This window comes from Klebsiella ornithinolytica (genome assembly GCF_030505655.1).
GTDB classification, from domain to species: Bacteria; Pseudomonadota; Gammaproteobacteria; order Enterobacterales; family Enterobacteriaceae; genus Klebsiella; species Klebsiella ornithinolytica.
The window spans coordinates 3,807,035-3,826,348 of the sequence record NZ_CP130153.1; the positions used below are offsets into that span (position 1 = coordinate 3,807,035).

Consider the following 19,314-nt stretch of genomic DNA (forward strand, 5'->3'; position numbering starts at 1 on the left):
CTTTAATTTAACTTAAATTAACGTTTGTAAGATTTAATACTTTCGAATGAAAGCCGAGTGAGGTCACCATGGCTGCTATCTACACCCACGAAACATTACCCGCCGACCACAAAGCGGCGATTCGCCAAATGAAACAGCATCTGCGCACGCAAATCGGCGATGTGCAGGCGGTATTCGATCGCCTCAGCGCAAAGATTAGCGCCCGCCTGGAAGAGATTGAGGCGTTGAAAACCCGCGGCGAAGATGTCTGGCCGGTGATCCCGTTCAGCGATATCGCGCAAGGGAAAGTCAGCGACGCCCAGCGCGAGGCCATTAAGCGCCGCGGCTGTGCGGTGATCAAAGGTCACTTCTCGCGCGAACGAGCGCTGGCCTGGGATAACGCGATGCTTGAATATCTCGATCGCAACCATTTCGACGATGTCTACAAAGGCCCTGGCGACACCTTCTTCGGCTCACTTGACGCTTCGCGCCCGGAGATTTACCCGATTTACTGGTCACAGGCACAGATGCAGGCGCGTCAGAGCGATGAGATGGCCGCCGTGCAGTCTTTCCTTAACCGCCTGTGGACCTTTAACCATGACGGCAAGCAGTGGTTCGACCCGGACGTGAGCGTTATCTATCCGGATCGCATCCGCCGTCGCCCGCCGGGAACCACCTCGAAAGGGTTGGGCGCACACACCGATTCCGGCGCGCTGGAGCGCTGGCTGCTGCCGGCCTATCAGCGCGTCTTTGCCAACGTCTTCAACGGCAATCTTGATGCCTATGACCCGTGGAATGCGGCGCACCGTACTGAAGTCGAAGAGTACACCGTCGACAACACCACCAAGTGCTCCGTCTTCCGGACTTTCCAGGGCTGGACCGCGCTCTCGGATATGATTCCCGATCAGGGGCTGCTGCACGTAGTGCCGATTCCGGAGGCGATGGCGTATATCCTGTTGCGCCCGCTGCTGGACGATGTGCCGGACGATGAGCTGTGCGGCGTGGCGCCGGGGAAAGTACTGCCGGTTTCCGAGAAATGGCATCCGCTGCTGATCAAAGCGCTCAGCTCTATCCCGGCGCTCAATGCCGGCGATTCGGTATGGTGGCACTGCGATGTGATTCATTCGGTGGCGCCGGTGGAAAACCAGCAGGGCTGGGGCAATGTGATGTACATTCCCGCCGCCCCGATGTGCGAGAAAAACCTCGCCTACGCGCAGAAGGTCAAGCTGGCGTTGGAAAACGGCGCTTCGCCGGGGGACTTCCCCCGTGAAGACTATGAGGCCGACTGGCAGGAGCGTTTTACCCTGGACGATCTCAATATTCATGGTAAACGGGCGCTGGGTATCGCCGTCTAGTTGTCGTAGAGCCCTGCCTGCACAACCGTGGTAAGGCGGTTACCGGAACGTATCCGCCTTACCGAATCCCGTACCACCAGCGTGCCGTGCAGCAGCAGCGAGCCGCGCGGCGCATCCGGGCGAATCAACCGCTGCTGAAGCAGATGTACCGCTTCCGTACCCAGCTCGTCACGCGGGACGTGAACGGCGGTCAGCGGCACATCCTGAATGGCGGCCAGATTGAAACCGTCGATACTCATCACCGAAATATCCTGCGGCACCCGCAGCCCGCGCTTTTGCAGCGCACTCACCGTCCCGGCGACCATAAAATCTCCGCCGACCAAAAATGCCGTTGGCAGCGATTTGCCTGCCCGCGCGTCGAGCCATTCGCCTACCCGCTCTTCGCTGTCCCTGGCGCTAAAGCTGGCGACCGTAAGCAGGTCACGCCCATCGGTAAAATGCAGGTTGCGCATCCGCCAGGCCTCTTTGATACCTGCCAGCCGCAGGTCCATCGTGTAACGCCGCAGGCACATGACATTCAGCACCGCCCGATGGCCCATATCAAACAGATACTGCGCGGCAAACTGGCCAATCAGCCGGTGATCCGGCGCAATGGAAGAGAGGCGCATCGCTTCGTCGCGGCAGTTGATCAGCACGCAGGGTTTCGCCAGATCTACCGCCAGATCGTGAATATGAGGATCGTCAATGCCCAGCAGGATCGCCGCTTCGGTTTCCGGTTCGTTCATGCGGGCCAGGAACTGATTGGCATCGCTGTCATTCTCTTCCAGCGCGCAGGTTCGCAGGCGCACCTCATGAGCAGCCAGCGCATGGTGGATACTTTGAATGACCCGGTAGTAATAGATATCAGAACGCTCATCAAACGCCCGCTGGGGCGCAAAGACGACCAGACTGTTGAGCAGCATACGCCCGGCGGCAATGCCTTCCAGCACCCCCATGTCGCGCGCGCACGTCAGCACGGCCCGCCGGGCCTTGTCACTGGTGTTCGCTTTTCCTGCCAGCACTCTGGAAACCGTGCTCGCCGACATCCCCGTCCGGCTGGCGATCTCGGCTATTTTGAGCTTTTTATCCATTTTGTGATCCAGCTCCATCTTCAAAATGAAAGAATTTTCATCATCGACAAAGCCAGATTATCAAGTAAATGTTTGCCTCTTCAGTGAGCATTTCATCATCTTATGAAAAAACTTTCATAAATAACGCTACTGCCCGCCGATTTTCTCGCCTAACCTGAATTGGTCCGATAGCTTCCATACTAGTTACCCGGATATAAGAAGAAATAAAACAATATTATTCAAACTATTACAGGAACCGGTATGACAACTCGTGGTGCGAGTCGCTCATTACCCTACATTAAAAAAACCTCGTGGAGAGTTCTATGAGTCAAGGCCTCAACAACGATATCGCCGCCAGCAAATCCCGGCGGGTGATAAAAAATTTACGCTGGTGGATGCTGGTCCTTTTTTTGCTCGGCGTTACCGTCAACTACATCACACGTAACTCTCTGGGGATTATCGCCCCGGAGCTGAAGGTCTCGCTCGGCATCACCACCGAACAGTATTCGTGGATTGTCGGCGCTTTTCAGTTGGCCTACACCCTTTTCCAGCCGCTGTGCGGCTGGCTTATCGACGTCATCGGCCTGAAGCTCGGCTTTATGATTTGCGCCACCCTGTGGGCCGTTGCCTGTATCGCTCATGCCGGTGCCGGTAGCTGGCTGCACCTGGCCATCCTGCGCTTCTTTATGGGCGGTGCGGAAGCCGCCGCCACGCCGGCAAACGCCAAAACTATCGGCGAATGGTTCCCGAAATCGGAACGTCCAATCGCCGCCGGTTGGGCCGGCGTCGGCTTCTCGATTGGCGCGATGCTGGCGCCGCCGATTATCTACTTCGCCCACGCCTCTTTCGGCTGGCAGGGCGCGTTCATGTTCACCGGCGTGCTGGCGCTGCTGTGGGTCGTGCTGTGGTGGGCGCTTTATCACAACCCTGAAAAACACCCGAACCTCGACAAAAGCGAGCTGGCGTTCATTCGTCAGGACAATGAGCCGCCGGCCGTTAAGCTGCCGTTCTTCACCGCGTTAAAAACCGTCTCGAAAAACAAGCGTTTTTACGGTATCGCGATTCCGGCGTTCATGGCCGAACCGGCCTGGGCCGTGCTGAGCTTTTGGGTCCCGCTGTACCTTGCTAAAGAGCACGGCATGGATCTGAAACAGATTGCCATGTTCGCCTGGCTGCCGTTTCTTGCCGCCGACCTCGGTAGCGTCGTCAGCGGCTATCTGACCAGACTGTATACCCGCTGGTTCGGCTATACCCGGGTTAACGCCGTCGTCGCCAGTTCGGTGACCGGCGCCTTTTTGATGATTTCGCTGGCCCTCGTTGCCATTACCCGCGACCCCTATATCACCATCGTGCTGATCTCCATCGGCGGCTTCGGCCACCAGATCATCTCCTGCATGCTGAGCGCGCTGGTGGTGGAGTCGTTTGATAAAGGCCAGATGGCAACCGTCAACGGGATGCGCGGTTCCGCGGCCTGGATTGCCAGCTTCCTGTTCTCGCTATTAATCGGGGTAACTGCCGACAAAATTGGCTTCAACCCGCTGTTTATTGCCATGGGGTTCTTTGACCTGATTGGCGCCATCTTCCTGGTGGCATTTATTGCTGAACGTCGCGCCAAACGCGCCTGAGAGTGGATACAAAGATGAAAACGCTGAAACACTGGACATTGCACCAACGGTTGGCTCATCACGTTGAGTTAACTATCGACGGGCAGCACACGCTGTGCCTGTATGTACTGGAGGAGAACCTGTTCCGCGTCCTGCTAAAGCGCAAAGGTCAGCTGGCGCTGGACCGTACCTGGAGCATTGCACCGCAGCAGGACGTGCCGTGGGAAGGACGTCCTCGCGAGGATCTGAGCGGCTTTAGTCTGCCCGCGTGGACGCTTGAACAACGCGCTGACAGCCTGACGGTCGCCACCGGGCAGCTGCGCGTCACCGTTCACCAGCCGCTGTGGCTGGAATGGAGCTATCGTCATGACGACGGCGAATGGCTCCCGCTGGTCAATGACCGCCCCACCAGCGCCTATCTGCTCAACGCCCACGGCGACGGCGCGGCACACTATCTGAGCCGCCGCAAGGACGAACGATTCTATGGCCTTGGCGAGAAGGCCGGCGATCTTCAGCGTAATGGTAAACGCTATGAAATGCGTAATCTCGATGCGATGGGCTATAACGCCGTCAGTACCGACCCGCTGTACAAGCATATCCCCTTTACCCTCACCCAGCGTAGCGACATCAGCTACGGCCTGTTCTACGATAACCTGAGCAGCAGTTGGCTGGATCTGGGCAATGAAATTGATAACTACCACACCGCCTATCGCCGCTGGCAGGCGGAAGCGGGCGATATCGATTACTACCTGTTCACCGGCCGACGGGCGCTGGACGTCACCAAAGCGTTTGTTCGCCTGACCGGCAAAACGCTGTTCGGGCCGAAGTGGAGTCTCGGCTACAGCGGCTCCACCATGCATTACACCGACGCGCCGGATGCGCAAAATCAGCTGATGAACTTTATCCGTCTGTGTGAAGCGCATGCGATTCCCTGCGACTCTTTTCAGCTCTCTTCCGGCTACACCTCGATCAACGGCAAGCGCTACGTGTTTAACTGGAACTACGACAAGGTACCGCAGCCGAAAGTGATGAGTCAGCGCTTCCATGACGCCGGCATCAAGCTGGCGGCCAATATTAAACCCTGTCTGCTGCAGGACCATCCGCGCTATAGCGAAGTGGCGGAAAAGGGGTTATTTATTCGCGACTCGGAGACCGACGCACCGGAACGCTCCAGCTTCTGGGATGACGAAGGATCGCACCTCGACTTCACGAATCCCCAAACCGTCGCCTGGTGGCAGGACGGCGTTACCCGCCAGCTGCTGGAGATGGGCATCGATTCCACCTGGAATGATAATAACGAATTTGAAGTCTGGGATGGCGAGGCCCGCTGTCACGGCTTTGGCCAGAACATCGCCATCAAGCATATTCGCCCGGTGATGCCGCTGCTGATGATGCGCGCCTCAATGGAAGCCCAGCAGCGTTTCGCGCCACACAAGCGACCGTATCTGATCTCCCGTTCCGGCTGCGCCGGAATGCAGCGCTATGTCCAGACCTGGAGCGGCGACAACCGTACCAACTGGGAGACCCTGCGCTATAACACCCGCATGGGGCTGGGGATGAGTTTATCCGGCTTATATAACGTGGGCCACGACGTCGGCGGTTTTTCCGGTGATAAACCGGATGCCGAGCTGTTCGTACGTTGGGTGCAGAATGGCGTGATGCACCCGCGCTTTACCATTCATTCATGGAACGATGACCAGACGGTCAACGAGGCGTGGATGTATCCGGGCGTGACCCCGGCGATTCGCAGCGCGATTGAACTGCGCTATCGTCTGCTGCCCTATCTGTATACGCTCCTGTGGCAGGCCCACGCTGACGATGAGCCAATGTTGCGACCGACGTTCCTCGATCATGAGCACGATCCGCAAACCTTTGTAGAGTGCGATGATTTCCTGCTGGGGCGCGATCTGCTGGTCGCCAGCGTCGTCGAACCGGACCAGCGTCAACGCCGGGTGTGGCTGCCGGAAAACTGCTCCGGCTGGTACGATTTTTATAGCGGGGAGTGGTTCTCCGGCGGCCAGTGGATAACGCGAGATGCGCCGCTGGAACATCTGCCGCTGCTGGTCCGCGCCGGAGCCGGCCTGCCGCTCAGCGAACGCATCACCCACGTCAGCGCGACAAAAGACGATCGGCGCGAGCTGAAGCTATACCCGCTAAAAGGCGTGGGGTCGTCGCAGGGTCTGCTGTTTGAGGACGATGGCGAAAGCTGGGGCTATAAAGAGGATGATGCGCTGTGGCTGACGTGGGAGATGGCCTGCGACGCCAGCACCATCCGCCTGCAGCTAACCCCTCGCGGCCGTTATTGCCCGGCCTGGCATGCGCTGAAAGTGACTTTACCCGCCGGTGAAAAGCGCAAGCTGCTGATAAATGGTGAAGAAGCCGGAGAATGGCGCCTGAAGTAGTCCCGGAGCCCTTCCCTGTCGGGAAGGGCCGCTAATTGATGTCCAGCTGTAACTAACTACGCCATAACTGTAAGGCGGCGTGGCGTTTTTGAGGCGTCGGTTATACCGTAAGAGTGCCCCTTCTCTGGATCCGGACCTCTGACGATGAAACTACCGAACGCTCTTATTGTCTGGCTGATGTTATGTTCCACCAGCGCACTGGCATTTCAGGAAAAACCCTCTCCTGAAATGCCGCTGCCCTCCGCCGCGGCCAAAACCACCGCCATCAGCCGCTTTGCCGCTGATGAAAACGATGCGGCGATCGCCCAGGCCTATAGCCCCGGGACATTTACCGGTACCGCGCCAACCTCCCGCGGTTTCCCGGCCCCTGCCGCCGCCGTCCATCACCACTAACTTGCCCTGCCTCTTCGGTTGGTGCCGGGCGGCCGCTGTCGCGAACCTGTCCGGCTCATCAGGTCGTACCGCCGGGCGGCCGTCCCCCTCAAACCGCAGCAATCAGAAAACCAATCAGCACGCAGTAAAGCACCAGGCTCAGTAAAGTCAGAACAATAATCATTGCACGCTACCCCGTTCAGATTCAGAGAAGACGGGGTTCAGCCACGCAATCACTCAGCGAAAACGCGCTCATGGCCCCCTCCTGCAACAGATAATTCAGCGGCTATTTATTCACAGTATTGTGCAGGAAAGATGAGTAAATTAAGGGGTCTGAATGCAGGGCGGATTGCAGCGGAGAGATTCAGCGCAGGGTGGGGCTGAACAACGTTATCCCGGCACGCAGGCGCGCCGGGAACGCAGACACTTAGTTATCGATACCTTTGCTACGCAGGTAATCTTCGTAGTTACCGCTGAAGTCGATCACGCGCTCCGGCGTAATTTCGATCACGCGGGTTGCCAGAGAGCTGACGAACTCGCGGTCGTGGGAAACGAAGATCAGGGTTCCCTGATACATCTCCAGCGCCATGTTCAGCGATTCGATCGATTCCATATCCAGGTGGTTAGTCGGTTCATCCATGACCAGGATGTTCGGCTTTTGCATCATCAGCTTACCGAACAGCATGCGGCCTTTTTCACCACCGGACAGCACTTTAGCGGGCTTTTTGATATCGTCCTGGCTGAACAGCAGACGACCGAGAATGCTGCGCACCGCCTGCTCGTCATCGCCGTCCTGCTTCCACTGGCTCATCCAGTCGAAGACGGTCAGATCGTTTTCAAATTCGTACTCGTGATCCTGCGCATAGTAGCCAATCTGCGCATTTTCAGACCATTTTACGCTGCCGCTGGTCGGTTCCAGCTCACCCACCAGGGTTTTCAGCAACGTGGATTTACCCACGCCGTTGGTCCCCAGCACGGCAAGCTTCTCACCCACTTCCAGCAGAAGATTGACGCCTTTGAACAGCGGACCATTGTCAAAACCTTTCGCCAGCGCTTCCACTTCCAGCGCATTACGGAACAGCTTCTTATCCTGTTCAAAACGGATGAACGGGTTCTGACGGCTGGACGCTTTTACTTCATCCAGCTTAATTTTGTCAATCTGGCGGGCGCGGGAGGTCGCCTGGCGAGATTTTGAGGCGTTCGCGCTAAAGCGGCTGACGAAGGATTGCAGGTCGGCAATTTGCGCCTTTTTCTTGGCGTTGTCGGCCAGCAGGCGTTCGCGAGCCTGGGTCGCGGCGGTCATATACTCGTCGTAGTTACCGGCATAAACGCGCAGTTCGCCGTAGTCGAGATCGGCCATATGGGTGCAGACCATGTTCAGGAAGTGACGGTCGTGCGAAATGATAATCATGGTACTGTCACGTTCGTTCAGCACCTGCTCCAGCCAGCGAATGGTGTCGATGTCCAGGTTGTTCGTCGGTTCATCGAGCAGCAGGATATCCGGGTTCGAAAACAGCGCCTGCGCCAGCAGTACACGCAGCTTCCAGCCTGGCGCCACTTCGCTCATCGGGCCGTAATGCTGTTCAACCGGGATCCCGACGCCGAGCAGCAGTTCACCGGCGCGCGCTTCGGCAGAATAGCCGTCCATCTCACCGTAAGTGACTTCGAGGTCGGCCACTTTATAGCCGTCTTCTTCGCTCATTTCCGCCAGAGAATAGATGCGATCGCGCTCCTGCTTCACTTCCCACAGCTCGCCGTGGCCCATAATGACCGTATCCAGCACGGTGAACTCTTCAAAGGCGAACTGATCCTGACGCAGTTTACCGATACGTTCGTTCGGATCGAGAGAGACGTTACCCAACGTCGGCTCAAGATCGCCGCCGAGGATCTTCATAAAGGTGGATTTACCGCTACCGTTGGCGCCAATCAGGCCGTAACGGTTGCCGCCGCCAAATTTGACGGAGATGTTTTCGAACAGCGGCTTACTGCCAAACTGCATGGTGACGTTGCTGGATACTAGCACGGGGTTATCCTGAAAAAAGAGAATGAGAAGTGTGATACATCGGGCATTATGCCAGCAAAGCCATCACTTTTCACGGTTTGCAATAAAATCGCAGGCAGCGCCTGTGGTACGGTCTCTCTCATATTGCGCGATTCATTTAACCGATACATGATTTTTTCCCTTAATCTGGAAGGAACCTATGACCACATACTCCCGCCATCCGGCATTCTTATCGCTTCAGGGCGGCATCAACTTTCGTGACCTCGGCGGCCTGCATACCGCCGACGGCCGCCGCATACGCGAGGGGAAACTCCTGCGCTCCGGCGCGTTACATCAGATGACCGACGAGGATCTGAGCCATCTGGACAATCTGCCGGTGACCCGGGTCATTGATTACCGCGATCCGCACGAGGTCCAGCGCAGCCCCGACAGGTTGAATGGACGGATGCGTTATCTCAATGCGCCCGCCAATCCTCTGACGCCAGGCGTCGATGCCAAAGTCACGGAACTTAACGCCGCGACGCTCAATGCCATGAGCGGCGAGAAATTTATGCTGCAGCTTTATCGTCAGCTGCCCTTTAATAACGCCGCTTATCGCCAGCTTGCCGGCTGGCTGATGCAGCCAGCTGACGGTGCGCTGTTGCAGCACTGTGCGGTGGGTAAAGATCGTACCGGCGTGGGCTGCGCGCTGACGCTGTTCGCCCTTGGCTGCGACACGCCGACGGTGATGGAGGAGTATCTCCTCACCCACGGTACGCTGAACCAGGTCGAAACCGGACTCCTCGGCCTGCTCGGCGATCAACTGAGCTCCCGCGGACGGCAGAATCTGGCAGAAATCCTGACGGTACATGAGTCGTACCTCGCGGCGGCGCTATCGGCAATTCACGAGCGCTATGCCAGCGTGGATGCATGGCTGGAACAGGAATATCAGCTGACGCCCGACGCGCGCGAAGCGCTGCGCTCACGCTTTCTCGAGGGGTAAATGCCGTTTTTTCCTGCCACGATTTGCCGCAGAAATGAAAAACGGCGAACTACACTTGAAACAACTGGCAAAAAAGTGTGATTTCGTACACATCTGATTTCCCTGTTGGATGGAATGCACATATAATGCGCTCCCATCTATTAGCTGAATCATCTGACAAAGGCCTTTGTGGCTTTGCCACTGCACACGACATGAAGAATATGAAAATATCGACACTCTTAGCGGCAGCCTTCGCCCTCGTCGGCTTTTGCAACACTGCATCCGCTGTCACTTATCCGCTGCCGACCGACGGTAGCCGACTGATTGGTCAGAACCAGGTGATTACGGTTCCTGATAACAACAAGCAACCGCTGGAATATTTCGCAGCTAAATACCAGATGGGATTGTCCAACATGCTGGAAGCCAACCCGGGCGTGGATACCTATCTGCCGAAGAGCGGCACCGTGCTGAATATCCCGCAGCAGCTGATTCTGCCGGACACCGTGCATGAAGGTATCGTTATCAACAGCGCGGAAATGCGTCTTTACTACTACCCGAAAGGCACCAACACCGTTATCGTGCTGCCAATTGGTATCGGCCAGCTGGGCAAAGATACGCCGATCAAATGGGTCACCAAGGTAGAACGTAAGAAAGCGGGTCCAACCTGGACGCCGACGGCGAAGATGCACGCGGAATACATCGCGGCGGGTAACCCGCTGCCGGCCGTCGTACCGGCGGGTCCTGACAATCCGATGGGGCTGTATGCGCTGTACATTGGTCGTCTGTATGCGATCCACGGCACCAACGCTAACTTCGGTATCGGGCTGCGCGTCAGCCACGGCTGCGTCCGTCTGCGTAACGAAGACATCAAATTCCTGTTTGAGAATGTGCCGGTTGGTACCCGCGTCGAGTTTATCGATGAGCCGGTGAAAGCCACTACCGAGCCGGACGGCAGCCGTTATGTCGAAGTACATAACCCGCTCTCCACCACCGAAGCGCAGTTCCAGGGCGGTGAAATCGTACCGATTACGCTGACCAAAGAAGTCCAGGCGGTCACCAGTCAGTCCGATGTCGATCAGACCGTGGTCGAGCAGGCTGTCCAGAACCGTTCCGGTATGCCGGTTCGTCTGAACTAATCTTCTGACGTAACGACATAAAAAAAGCAGGCCTTGCGCCTAATGCGGGTCACTGAAAGGTGACCCGCTTTTTTTTTGGTTTATCGCCGGCCAGGGCGATGCCGGTAAACGGTGGTTTGCACCACCGTAAAAACTAAATCCCCGGCTTAACAGCGACCTACGGGGCAGGAACGCCTACAGATATGTTGAAGCCGCATCGAAACGGCAATCTCTGTGAGATGACGGATTCTTACACCTCTGGCGGATCGGTCAACCGCCCCCTGAACGATCGCCATTAGGCCCGGTGCCCGCCTTTTTTATCCGTTATTGACCAGGATAATGCCGCCATGATCGTAGCGATAGTGGCAGCGGGCATACTCCAGCGGCGTCCCGTCTTCCAGATAGATAACCTGCTCAACTTCCAGTACCGGGTCGCTCTCGCCGCAGTTCAGGTGCAGCTGGTCGAGGGCATCCGGCTTCATCGCCCGCACCACGCGATACGAGCCCATTAGCTTCAGCCCCAGCGTCTCCTGCACGTAGCGAAACACCGAACTTTCCAGATGCGTTTTATTTAGCCCCGGCACCAGCGCCACGGGCATCACCGTCATATCCAGCGAGACCGGTTCGCCGTTGAGCACCCGCAGGCGGACAAAATCATAGACTGGGGCATCGGCGTCAATAAGCAGCGAGGTTTGCTCTTTTTCCGTGGCAAAGCGCAGTTCAAAGCGGATCACCTGGCTGGCCACTTCCCCGAGATGCTCCCAGGTTTTGGTGGCACCGAAGTAATCGCTGCCCGGCAGTTCCCACTGCGAGAGCTGCAGAAAGTTTTTCCGCACGAAGGTGCCCTGCCCTTTGCGGGTATAAATAAGGCCCTCGACAATAAGCTGGCGCATCGCCTGCTGGATGGTCATCCTGCTGGTGTTAAATTCCGCCGCCAGCGCAAACTGGTCGGGTAACGGGACGCTGGCGGGGTACTGCTGGCTGATAATCCGTTTTTTTATTTCCCGCGCGATCGAAAGATACTTCGCCGTCATTCCCCGTCCTTTTTTATGATGATTGTCTCTGGATATACTCTGCTGCACCAGTGCTGGCGGGCCTAAGAATACACCAAACGCCCGCCGCTCGCCCCGCTACATCTCTGCACCATTGCTGCGGATAGCCTGCTTTAACCAAGCGTAGCTTTTCTTCGGCACGCGCTTAAGGTCTTTCAGATCGTGGTTTTCGCGATTCACATACACCACGCCGTAGCGCTTGCGCATATCGCCCTGAGAGCTGAGGATATCAATCAGTCCCCAGCCGAGGTAGCCTATCACCTGCGCGCCATCTTCAAATATCGCCTCTTTCATGGCGTTGATATGATCGCGATGATAGGCAATACGGTAATCATCGGCCACCGGCGTCTCACCATCCCATGACTCAATCACGCCAATGCCGTTTTCAATCGGGAATACCGGCAAACGCCAGTCGTTGTAATAGCGCGTGATGATCATGCGGAAACCGAGCGGATCAATCTGCCAGTTCCATTCCGTCGCTTTCAGCCAGCTATTCGGTTTATCGCCGAACAGCATATAGTTGTTCACCGGCGTACCGGGAGGAACGGGATCGCTGTCCAGAGTCCGGCTGGCATAGTAGCTGAAGGCCAGATAGTCGACTTTTACCGTCGCCATCAGCGCCAGATCCTCTTCCCGATAGATCTCGCTAAAACCTTCCCGCGCCACGAAGTGCATGACTTCCGGGCTGTAGCCTTCACCGGCAAATGCGCGGAGCAGGTTCTGGTTAAAGAACTCATCAAGCTGCTGGGCGCAGAGCATATCGCGCGGCTTACAGGTCGCCGGATAGACCAGCGCGTGCGCCAGCATACCGCCCATCAGGCAGTGCGGTTTCGCCTGATGCAGATAGTGGGTCAGGTGAACATGGGCCATCATCACGTGGTGCTGGATCTGGTACAGCTCGCGCAGAGTTTTCTCACCGCGCAGATAGCCCGTAATGAGGAACGCCTCCGGCATATGGTAGAGATTCTGCTCGTTGAAGGTCAGCCAGTACTTCACCTTATCGCCGTAGCAGGCGATCATCTTCTGGCCGTAACGAATAAAGGCGTCCATCACACGACGGTCGGTGAAACCGTTATAGCGTTCCGCCAGTGAAAGCGGCATATCGAAATGATACAGGCAGATCATCGGCTCAATACCGCGGGCGATCAGTTCATCAATAAACCGGTGGTAGAAAGCGATCCCCTCTTCATTAAATTCGCCGTCGCCCAGCGGACACACCCGACTCCAGGCAATCTGGAAGCGATAGCAGTTCATCCCCAGATCCTGCATCAGGTCGAAATCTTCCCGGTAACGATGGTATGAGTCCGTGGCGACTTTCCAGTCGGAGGCGAATTCCGCAGGCTCGCGAATATCGTACACCGACATCCCTTTCCCCCCTTCATTCCAGGCCCCTTCCGTTTGCATGCTGGAAACCGAATTACCCCACAAAAAGTCCGCCGGTAGTCTATTGTTCATCTCACGCCTCTATATGACTAGTCATTTAAATTTCATGACTAGTCATATAAACGATCTTCACCACCCAGGCAAAACAAAGGATCGTTTTTTGTGAGCGCAGCAAATAAAAAAAGCCGGATCGGGGGCCCCGATCCGGCCAGACAGCGACCTGTATTTACTGCTGTGCGAGCTGATCGCGGCGATATTCACCCTGCCGCTCCAGCATCCAGCCGGGGTATTCGCGCGGCAGTGCGCTGACCGCATCCAGCTGGGCCAGCTCCACCTCGCTCAGTTGAATATCGACGGCGGCGAGGTTGTCCGCCAGCTGCTCGGGACGTTTGGCGCCGATAATCACGCTGCTGACCGCCGACTGATGCAGCAGCCAGGCGAGGGCAATCTGCGCGACCGAAACACCTTTAGCCTCCGCGATGACGCGCATGACATCGATGCAGTCGAAGGCGCGATCTTTATTTACTGGCGGGAAATCAAACGCCTGCCGACGGCCGCCCTCGGCGCTCTGGCCGTCACGATCGTACTTTCCGCTCAGCAGACCGCCGGCCAATGGACTCCAGACCATCAAACCGACCCCTTCACTCTGCATCATCGGAATCAGCTCACGTTCGAGATCGCGCCCGGCAATCGTGTAGTAAGCCTGGAGGGAGGCGAAGCGCGACAGCCCCAGACGCGCGGAAATCCCCAGCGCTTTCACGATTTGCCAGGCCGCCCAGTTTGACACACCGATGTAGCGGACATGTCCCTGCTGCACCAGATTATCCAGTGCATAGAGCGTCTCCTCGATGGGCGTTGCCGGATCGAAACCGTGCAGCTGATAAAGATCGATGTGATCGAGCTGCAGCCGTCGCAGACTCTCTTTGACGCTCCCCATGATGTGAAAGCGCGAACTGCCGCGGGAGTTGACGCCGGCTGTGCCGGTTTCGCCAAAGACTTTGGTGGCCACCACCACGTTCTCGCGCGGAACCTTCAGATTTTTTAGCGCCTGACCGGTTAACATTTCCGAACGGCCTTCAGAATAGACATCGGCGGTGTCGATAAAGTTAATGCCCGCATCCAGCGCACTGCCCATCAGCTGTTCGGCCTCAGCCTGGCGCAACTGACCAATTTTTCCCCACATGCCGCCTTCGCCGCCAAAAGTCATGGTGCCCAGGCACAGTCGGGAGACAAACAGACCGGTATTTCCGAGTTTTTGATAACGCATTGGACTCTCCTCATCAGGATATTAAACCTCAGCGTTAACGTTATACGCCCGCGGCGGAACGGGCGAATGGGGTGATTCTGTCTGTTTCTTGCCCAATCCTCTGAAAATCAGGCGATGAATAACAGTAAGGCGTAGCCCACCAGCGCCGCCCACAGCAGCAGCGGCAGAGAGTAAAGATGGAAGCGCCACCAGATGCGGCGATCTGATGCCATACGCAGTGCAATTAAATTCGCCAGCGAGCCGGGAAGCAGGCCAAAGCCGCCGACGTTGACCGCCCAGGCCAGCAGCGGCGAAGGAGGAACATAGTTGAGCAGCAGTATGGTGGCCGGTACGTTGCTGATGAACTGCGACAGGCCAATCGTCGACAGCCACAAGCCGCCGGCAGAAAGCTGCCCCACCCCGCTTAAAACCTGATGCAGCGCGGGAAGTTGCGTCAACAGATGAACGTCAATGAACATCACCATAAAGACCAGCAGCAGCGACCAGTCCACATGGATAATCACCGCCCGCGCCAGCAGCAGAAAGCCGAGAATAATCAGTCCCAGCCCCCACAGTTCAAGCTTCATTTCTAAAGCCGTCAGGAAGATCAGATAAAACGCCAGGCAGCCCCACACCAGCTTCGGCTGCCACGATGGCGCCCGGTCCGCGCTTTGAAAGTGCAGACGGGTGGCGGAGAAACAGCACCAGCACAGTACCAGCAGCGTCAACATCATTGCCGCCGCCAGCGGTAGCATTTGCCCGATAAACCCAAGGAAGCTGAGGCCGGATCGCCCCCACAGCAGGATATTTTGTGGATTACCGATCGGCGTTAACAAAGATCCGGCGTTGACCGCCAGCGCCTCGAAAATAATCAGCCGGTTAACCGGTATCGCGCACCATTTTTTCAACGTCAGCGTGAGCGGTACGACGATAAACAGCGCCACATCATTGGTCAGAAACGTCGAGAGCAGCGCCGCCGCAAGGACCATAAATATGGCCAGCTGACGCTCGGTGGCAAACCGACGCGCCATTTTGCGGCCAAGCACATCAAAATAGCCGCTCAGTTCAATCCCTTTAGTCAGCAGCATCAAGCCGCTCAGGGTGATAATCGTGTGCCAGTCGATAGCCTGGGGCCAGCTTTTTGGCGCAAACGGGACAAAGAAACTTAAGCCGCAGGCGATGATCACCAGTAAATGCAGAAAACGATCGCGAGCCAGAGAGTGAACAAAGGGAAGATTCATTCTCCTTGCTGCCCGTATTTAAGGGTGAACTGATTAAATGCCGCCAGCGTCTCTTCACTGACGTGATGTTCCATCCCTTCCGCGTCACGACGGGCTATCTCCGGACTCACGCCCAGAACCAGTAAGAAATTCTCGACGATCTGGTGGCGTTCGCGGCTCTCATGCGCCAGCTTCTCACCTTCCGGAGTTAAAAAGACCCCGCGCCATGGAATCTGCTCAATCAGCCCGACGCTGGCCAGGCGTTTTAACATTTTGGCCACCGTTGGCTGGGAGACCCCCAGACGCGCGGCCATATCAACCTGACGCGCCTCTCCCACTTCGCGAATCAGATCTGAAATCAATTCGACGTAGTCGTCAATCAGCTCCCGGCGGTGGGCTTCGCGTACCTGGCGAAACCCCTCAACGTGTTCTTCAACATTAACAAGCTGCGTCACTTTTTTTGTTATAGGTCTTCCGGCGCGACGGTTCATTGTGCTTCCTCATACGTGTGACGCATCAAGCATCATCTCAAAAGATCCCCATTGTAAATGATTGGGCCCGTAGCACAAAAAATTAACGTTTTAGCCATAGCTATAAAATATAGCCTGTGCTATATCTGTATGTAATACAGACATCCTTCAAGGAGCGAAGGGCGAAATTACAGGAGGTCCCATGAACGAATTCAAGAGGTGCTTACGCGTGTTTACTCATTCTCCTTTTAAAGTCCGCTTAATGCTGATTAACATGCTGTGCGACATGATGAACGGCAAGAATCGCCAGGAAAAACCCCATCACTAAATGCGGCGTCGCGGTACGCCGCTTCATTTTTCCGTCACAATACCCTGTCAAACTGACCCGTTTCGCCGCGTTCTCGCCGCTTTTTTCAAGTTTTGTAAGCTTTCTCTCAAAACAATCCGTTATGTCCGGTTGACCTTATCATTTGCAAGCCCTATCTTTTGTCAGCCCTGCCACTACTGCGGCTCGCAGAGACCCTCTTCAGGCACTGTCCAGCAGGTTTTACCCCTTGATGCCAGGGGATGCACATGGCGTCTTTTTGATTAATTACTATGAATGTCACCCTGAAAGAAACGCTGGTCGCTCGCGGATTAGTCCCTAACCCGTGGACAGGATTTTATTTTCTCCAGTCTCTGCTGATTAACCTCGCACTCGGCTATGAATTTAGCCTGCTCTATACCGTCGCATTTACATGCGTGTTACATCTGCTGTGGCGTCATGCCCCGCGGATGCAAAAGGTTGTGGTAGGAGGCTACTCGCTGCTTGCCGCCTTCTATTACCCGTTTGGCCAGGCGTACGGCGCCCCCAACTTCAATACTCTGCTGGCGCTGCATGCCACCAATGTCGAAGAGTCCACCGAAATTCTGACCATCTTTCCCTGGTACAACTACCTGCTGGCGGTCTTTATTTTTGCGCTGGGCGTGATTGCCGTGCGTCGTAAAGCGGAAGCGCGTAAGCCGTGGAGCAAAATGGAGGTGCTGGGGCTGCTGTTCAGCATCGGCATCTTCTTTCTGCAGCCGGTGCAGAATCTGGCCTGGGGCGGCGTCTTCAAAGTGATTGATACCGGCTATCCCGCCTTCCGTTTCGTGAAAGACGTGGTGGTCAACAATAATGAAGTGCTGGACGAGCAGGCGCGTATGGCTCAGCTGGCCAATATGAAAGACAGCTGGCATGTGCTGGCGGTCAAACCCAAATATCAGCTTTACGTCGTGGTCATCGGAGAGAGCGCGCGCCGCGATGCGCTTGGGGCTTTTGGCGGCCACTGGGACAACACGCCGTTCGCCAGTTCAGTCAACGGCTATCTGTTTAATGACTACATTTCCGCCAGCGGTTCAACGCAAAAATCTCTCGGCCTGACGCTCAACCGGGTGGTGGACGGCAAGCCGCAATACCAGGATAACTTCGTCACGCTGGCGAACCGCGCCGGCTTCCAGACATGGTGGTTTTCCAATCAGGGGCAAATTGGCGAATACGATACGGCGATAGCCAGCATCGCAAAGCGTGCGGATGAGGTGCAGTTCCTCAAGAATGGCGATTTTGAGGCCAACAAAAATACTCAGGATGAGCAGCTGTTGAAGCTAACCGAGCAGGTGCTCTCCGTGCAGCGGACCCAGCCGCAGCTGATCGTCCTGCATCTGATGGGATCGCACCCGCAGGCCTGCGATCGCACCAAGGGAAAATATACCGTCTTTGTGCAATCGAAAGAGACGTCCTGCTATCTCTACAGCATGACGCAAACCGATACGCTGCTCGGCAAGCTCTATCATCAGCTGCAGAATTCCGGCGAAAGCTTCTCGATGACCTATTTTTCCGATCACGGTCTGGCCTTTAAAGAGCGCGGTAAAGAGGTTCAGTACCTGGCGCACGACGATAAGTACCAGCAGAATTTCCAGGTGCCGTTTATGGTGCTGTCCAGCGATGATAAAGCGCATAAAGTGATTAAGGCACGGCGCTCTGCCAACGATTTCCTCGGGTTCTTCTCCCAGTGGACCGGGATCCGCGCCGCCGAGATTACGCCTCGCTACCGCTTTATCTCTGAACAAGCCGCCGGGCCGGCCTATATCACCAACTTCCAGCTACAGAAAGTAGACTATACCCACCTGGGTAGCGATCTGTTCACGACCCACTAGCAGGCACGCCGCCGGGAAACGGCGGCGGCAAACCCGGGCGAACGTCGCGGGCTGCAGGCAAAAAAAATCCGCCCCAGTGAGGCGGATTTTTTATATCACCGAAGCGATTAGAAGCTGTAACCAACGCCAGCGATCCAGGTGCCAACGTCAACGTTACGAATACGAGACTGCTCGTAGGAGAAGTCCAGAGCAACGTTTTCGATCGGGTTGAACTGCATACCTGCACCGTAAGAGAAACCGTAGTCGCTCATGTCGTGCTTGTTCGGGTAGCTGTTGTCCTGGAATTTACCGTGACCGATACCCACTACGCCGTAGATGCTAGCCCAGTCGTTCAGACGGTAAGCCGGACCTGCGGTGATGCCGTAGTACTGGCCTTTCTGGTATACGCCAGATTCAGTACGGTCTTTTTCGGTGTAGGTGAAAGAACCGATAACACCCAGCGGGCTATTGTCTTGCTCGTAACGGTACTTCAGGTTGAAACCGCCAGCTTTGTTGGCTTCACCCTGCATGTCGCTCTGAGCATAACCACCGGTAACGGTAGAAGTTGCAGCGAAAGCGGTACCTACGGATGCAGCCAGAACAACGGCCAGTGCTGAAAAACGTGCAATTTTATTCATAACCACCTCAAATGTGTTTCTAATAAGTCCTAAGTCTTAAATATATCAAAAACTTTCAGGAAACTCTTTTGACTTTACACTGTCTAACATAGCTTTTCATGTAACCAAAAGTTTCCATAATTCTGTAACAAACTGGAAAACAACCGTTTTTGGCGAATACCCTACTATTAAGGCCGATAAAGCCCCGCACGTGCATCCAGATTAATCCTAATCAACAGGTTAATTTATCTTCTCGTCTCGCCCCATTGTACGCCTCCCGAACGCGTTTTTTTCAACAATAGATAAACCGTAGCCAGGTAATTCATTTACACT

Annotated in this window: 16 protein-coding genes; 8 read left to right on the top strand and 8 right to left on the bottom strand. The window is 55.9% G+C overall.

Features of this window, described 5'->3' with window-relative positions:
* Nucleotides 1-68 precede the first annotated feature (68 nt).
* Entirely contained in the window at nucleotides 69-1,334 is a 1,266-nt protein-coding gene (locus Q1L34_RS18180) for a DUF1479 domain-containing protein (RefSeq protein ID WP_327204229.1), read from the top strand.
* Here the strand turns inward: Q1L34_RS18180 and Q1L34_RS18185 are convergent.
* Nucleotides 1,331-2,422, bottom strand: coding sequence for a LacI family DNA-binding transcriptional regulator (locus Q1L34_RS18185; RefSeq protein WP_162897399.1), 1,092 nt, complete (start codon nucleotides 2,420-2,422; stop codon nucleotides 1,331-1,333). The two genes, Q1L34_RS18180 and Q1L34_RS18185, sit on opposite strands and share 4 nt — an antisense overlap.
* 284 nt (nucleotides 2,423-2,706) lie before the next feature.
* Between Q1L34_RS18185 and Q1L34_RS18190 the strand changes: the two genes are divergently transcribed.
* The 3 genes from Q1L34_RS18190 to Q1L34_RS18200 all read left to right on the top strand — a co-directional run bounded on the left by Q1L34_RS18190 (nucleotide 2,707) and on the right by Q1L34_RS18200 (nucleotide 6,782).
* Nucleotides 2,707-4,008 carry an MFS transporter gene (locus Q1L34_RS18190; RefSeq protein ID WP_015584831.1) on the top strand — a complete coding sequence of 434 codons (1,302 nt, stop codon included), beginning with the start codon at nucleotides 2,707-2,709 and terminating at the stop codon, nucleotides 4,006-4,008.
* 14 nt (nucleotides 4,009-4,022) lie between these two features.
* Nucleotides 4,023-6,389: a glycoside hydrolase family 31 protein gene (locus Q1L34_RS18195; protein WP_104896156.1), complete on the top strand. Its 2,367-nt coding sequence runs from the start codon at nucleotides 4,023-4,025 to the stop codon at nucleotides 6,387-6,389.
* 144 nt (nucleotides 6,390-6,533) lie between these two features.
* Entirely contained in the window at nucleotides 6,534-6,782 is a 249-nt protein-coding gene (locus tag Q1L34_RS18200; protein ID WP_064359761.1) for a hypothetical protein, read from the top strand.
* Nucleotides 6,783-7,188: 406 nt separating this feature from the next.
* Here the strand turns inward: Q1L34_RS18200 and Q1L34_RS18205 are convergent, their stop codons facing one another.
* Nucleotides 7,189-8,784, bottom strand: a complete 1,596-nt coding sequence (locus Q1L34_RS18205) for an ABC-F family ATPase (protein ID WP_004859854.1) — start codon at nucleotides 8,782-8,784, stop codon at nucleotides 7,189-7,191.
* 178 nt (nucleotides 8,785-8,962) lie between these two features.
* On the opposite strand from Q1L34_RS18205, the gene Q1L34_RS18210 reads away from it, so the two are divergent.
* Together Q1L34_RS18210 and ldtB are read left to right on the top strand one after the other, a co-directional pair.
* Nucleotides 8,963-9,745: a tyrosine-protein phosphatase gene (locus Q1L34_RS18210; protein WP_015584834.1), complete on the top strand. Its 783-nt coding sequence runs from the start codon at nucleotides 8,963-8,965 to the stop codon at nucleotides 9,743-9,745.
* A 191-nt stretch (nucleotides 9,746-9,936) separates the two neighbouring features.
* On the top strand, nucleotides 9,937-10,860 hold the full coding sequence (ldtB, locus tag Q1L34_RS18215) for a L,D-transpeptidase (RefSeq protein WP_160873486.1): 924 nt from the start codon (nucleotides 9,937-9,939) through the stop codon (nucleotides 10,858-10,860).
* A gap of 296 nt (nucleotides 10,861-11,156) precedes the next feature.
* Here the strand turns inward: ldtB and Q1L34_RS18220 are convergent, their stop codons facing one another.
* The 5 genes from Q1L34_RS18220 to mntR all read right to left on the bottom strand — a co-directional run bounded on the left by Q1L34_RS18220 (nucleotide 11,157) and on the right by mntR (nucleotide 16,231).
* Complete coding sequence (locus tag Q1L34_RS18220) at nucleotides 11,157-11,873, bottom strand: GntR family transcriptional regulator (RefSeq protein ID WP_004859844.1); 717 nt, start codon at nucleotides 11,871-11,873, stop codon at nucleotides 11,157-11,159.
* A 96-nt stretch (nucleotides 11,874-11,969) separates the two neighbouring features.
* Nucleotides 11,970-13,346, bottom strand: coding sequence for a glycoside hydrolase family 1 protein (locus tag Q1L34_RS18225; protein WP_032716938.1), 1,377 nt, complete (start codon nucleotides 13,344-13,346; stop codon nucleotides 11,970-11,972).
* Nucleotides 13,347-13,500: 154 nt separating this feature from the next.
* Nucleotides 13,501-14,541 (bottom strand): aldo/keto reductase, encoded by a 1,041-nt coding sequence (locus Q1L34_RS18230; RefSeq protein WP_162661519.1) that lies wholly within the window; start codon nucleotides 14,539-14,541, stop codon nucleotides 13,501-13,503.
* Between the two features lie 107 nt (nucleotides 14,542-14,648).
* Complete coding sequence (locus Q1L34_RS18235) at nucleotides 14,649-15,761, bottom strand: anion transporter (protein WP_004859836.1); 1,113 nt, start codon at nucleotides 15,759-15,761, stop codon at nucleotides 14,649-14,651.
* Nucleotides 15,758-16,231 carry a manganese-binding transcriptional regulator MntR gene (mntR, locus tag Q1L34_RS18240; protein ID WP_004859834.1) on the bottom strand — a complete coding sequence of 158 codons (474 nt, stop codon included), beginning with the start codon at nucleotides 16,229-16,231 and terminating at the stop codon, nucleotides 15,758-15,760. Before mntR ends, Q1L34_RS18235 begins: the two co-directional genes overlap by 4 nt.
* Before the next feature lie 181 nt (nucleotides 16,232-16,412).
* On the opposite strand from mntR, the gene mntS reads away from it, so the two are divergent.
* Together mntS and Q1L34_RS18250 are read left to right on the top strand one after the other, a co-directional pair.
* Nucleotides 16,413-16,538 (top strand): manganase accumulation protein MntS, encoded by a 126-nt coding sequence (gene mntS / locus Q1L34_RS18245; protein WP_015584839.1) that lies wholly within the window; start codon nucleotides 16,413-16,415, stop codon nucleotides 16,536-16,538.
* Nucleotides 16,539-16,807: 269 nt separating this feature from the next.
* The gene (locus Q1L34_RS18250) at nucleotides 16,808-18,385 is read left to right on the top strand and encodes a phosphoethanolamine transferase (protein WP_015584840.1); all 1,578 of its coding nucleotides are present in this window, start codon (nucleotides 16,808-16,810) and stop codon (nucleotides 18,383-18,385) included.
* A gap of 107 nt (nucleotides 18,386-18,492) precedes the next feature.
* On the opposite strand, the gene ompX is transcribed toward Q1L34_RS18250, so the two are convergent.
* Nucleotides 18,493-19,002: an outer membrane protein OmpX gene (gene ompX, locus Q1L34_RS18255; RefSeq protein ID WP_004859826.1), complete on the bottom strand. Its 510-nt coding sequence runs from the start codon at nucleotides 19,000-19,002 to the stop codon at nucleotides 18,493-18,495.
* Between the last annotated feature and the right edge of the window lie 312 nt (nucleotides 19,003-19,314).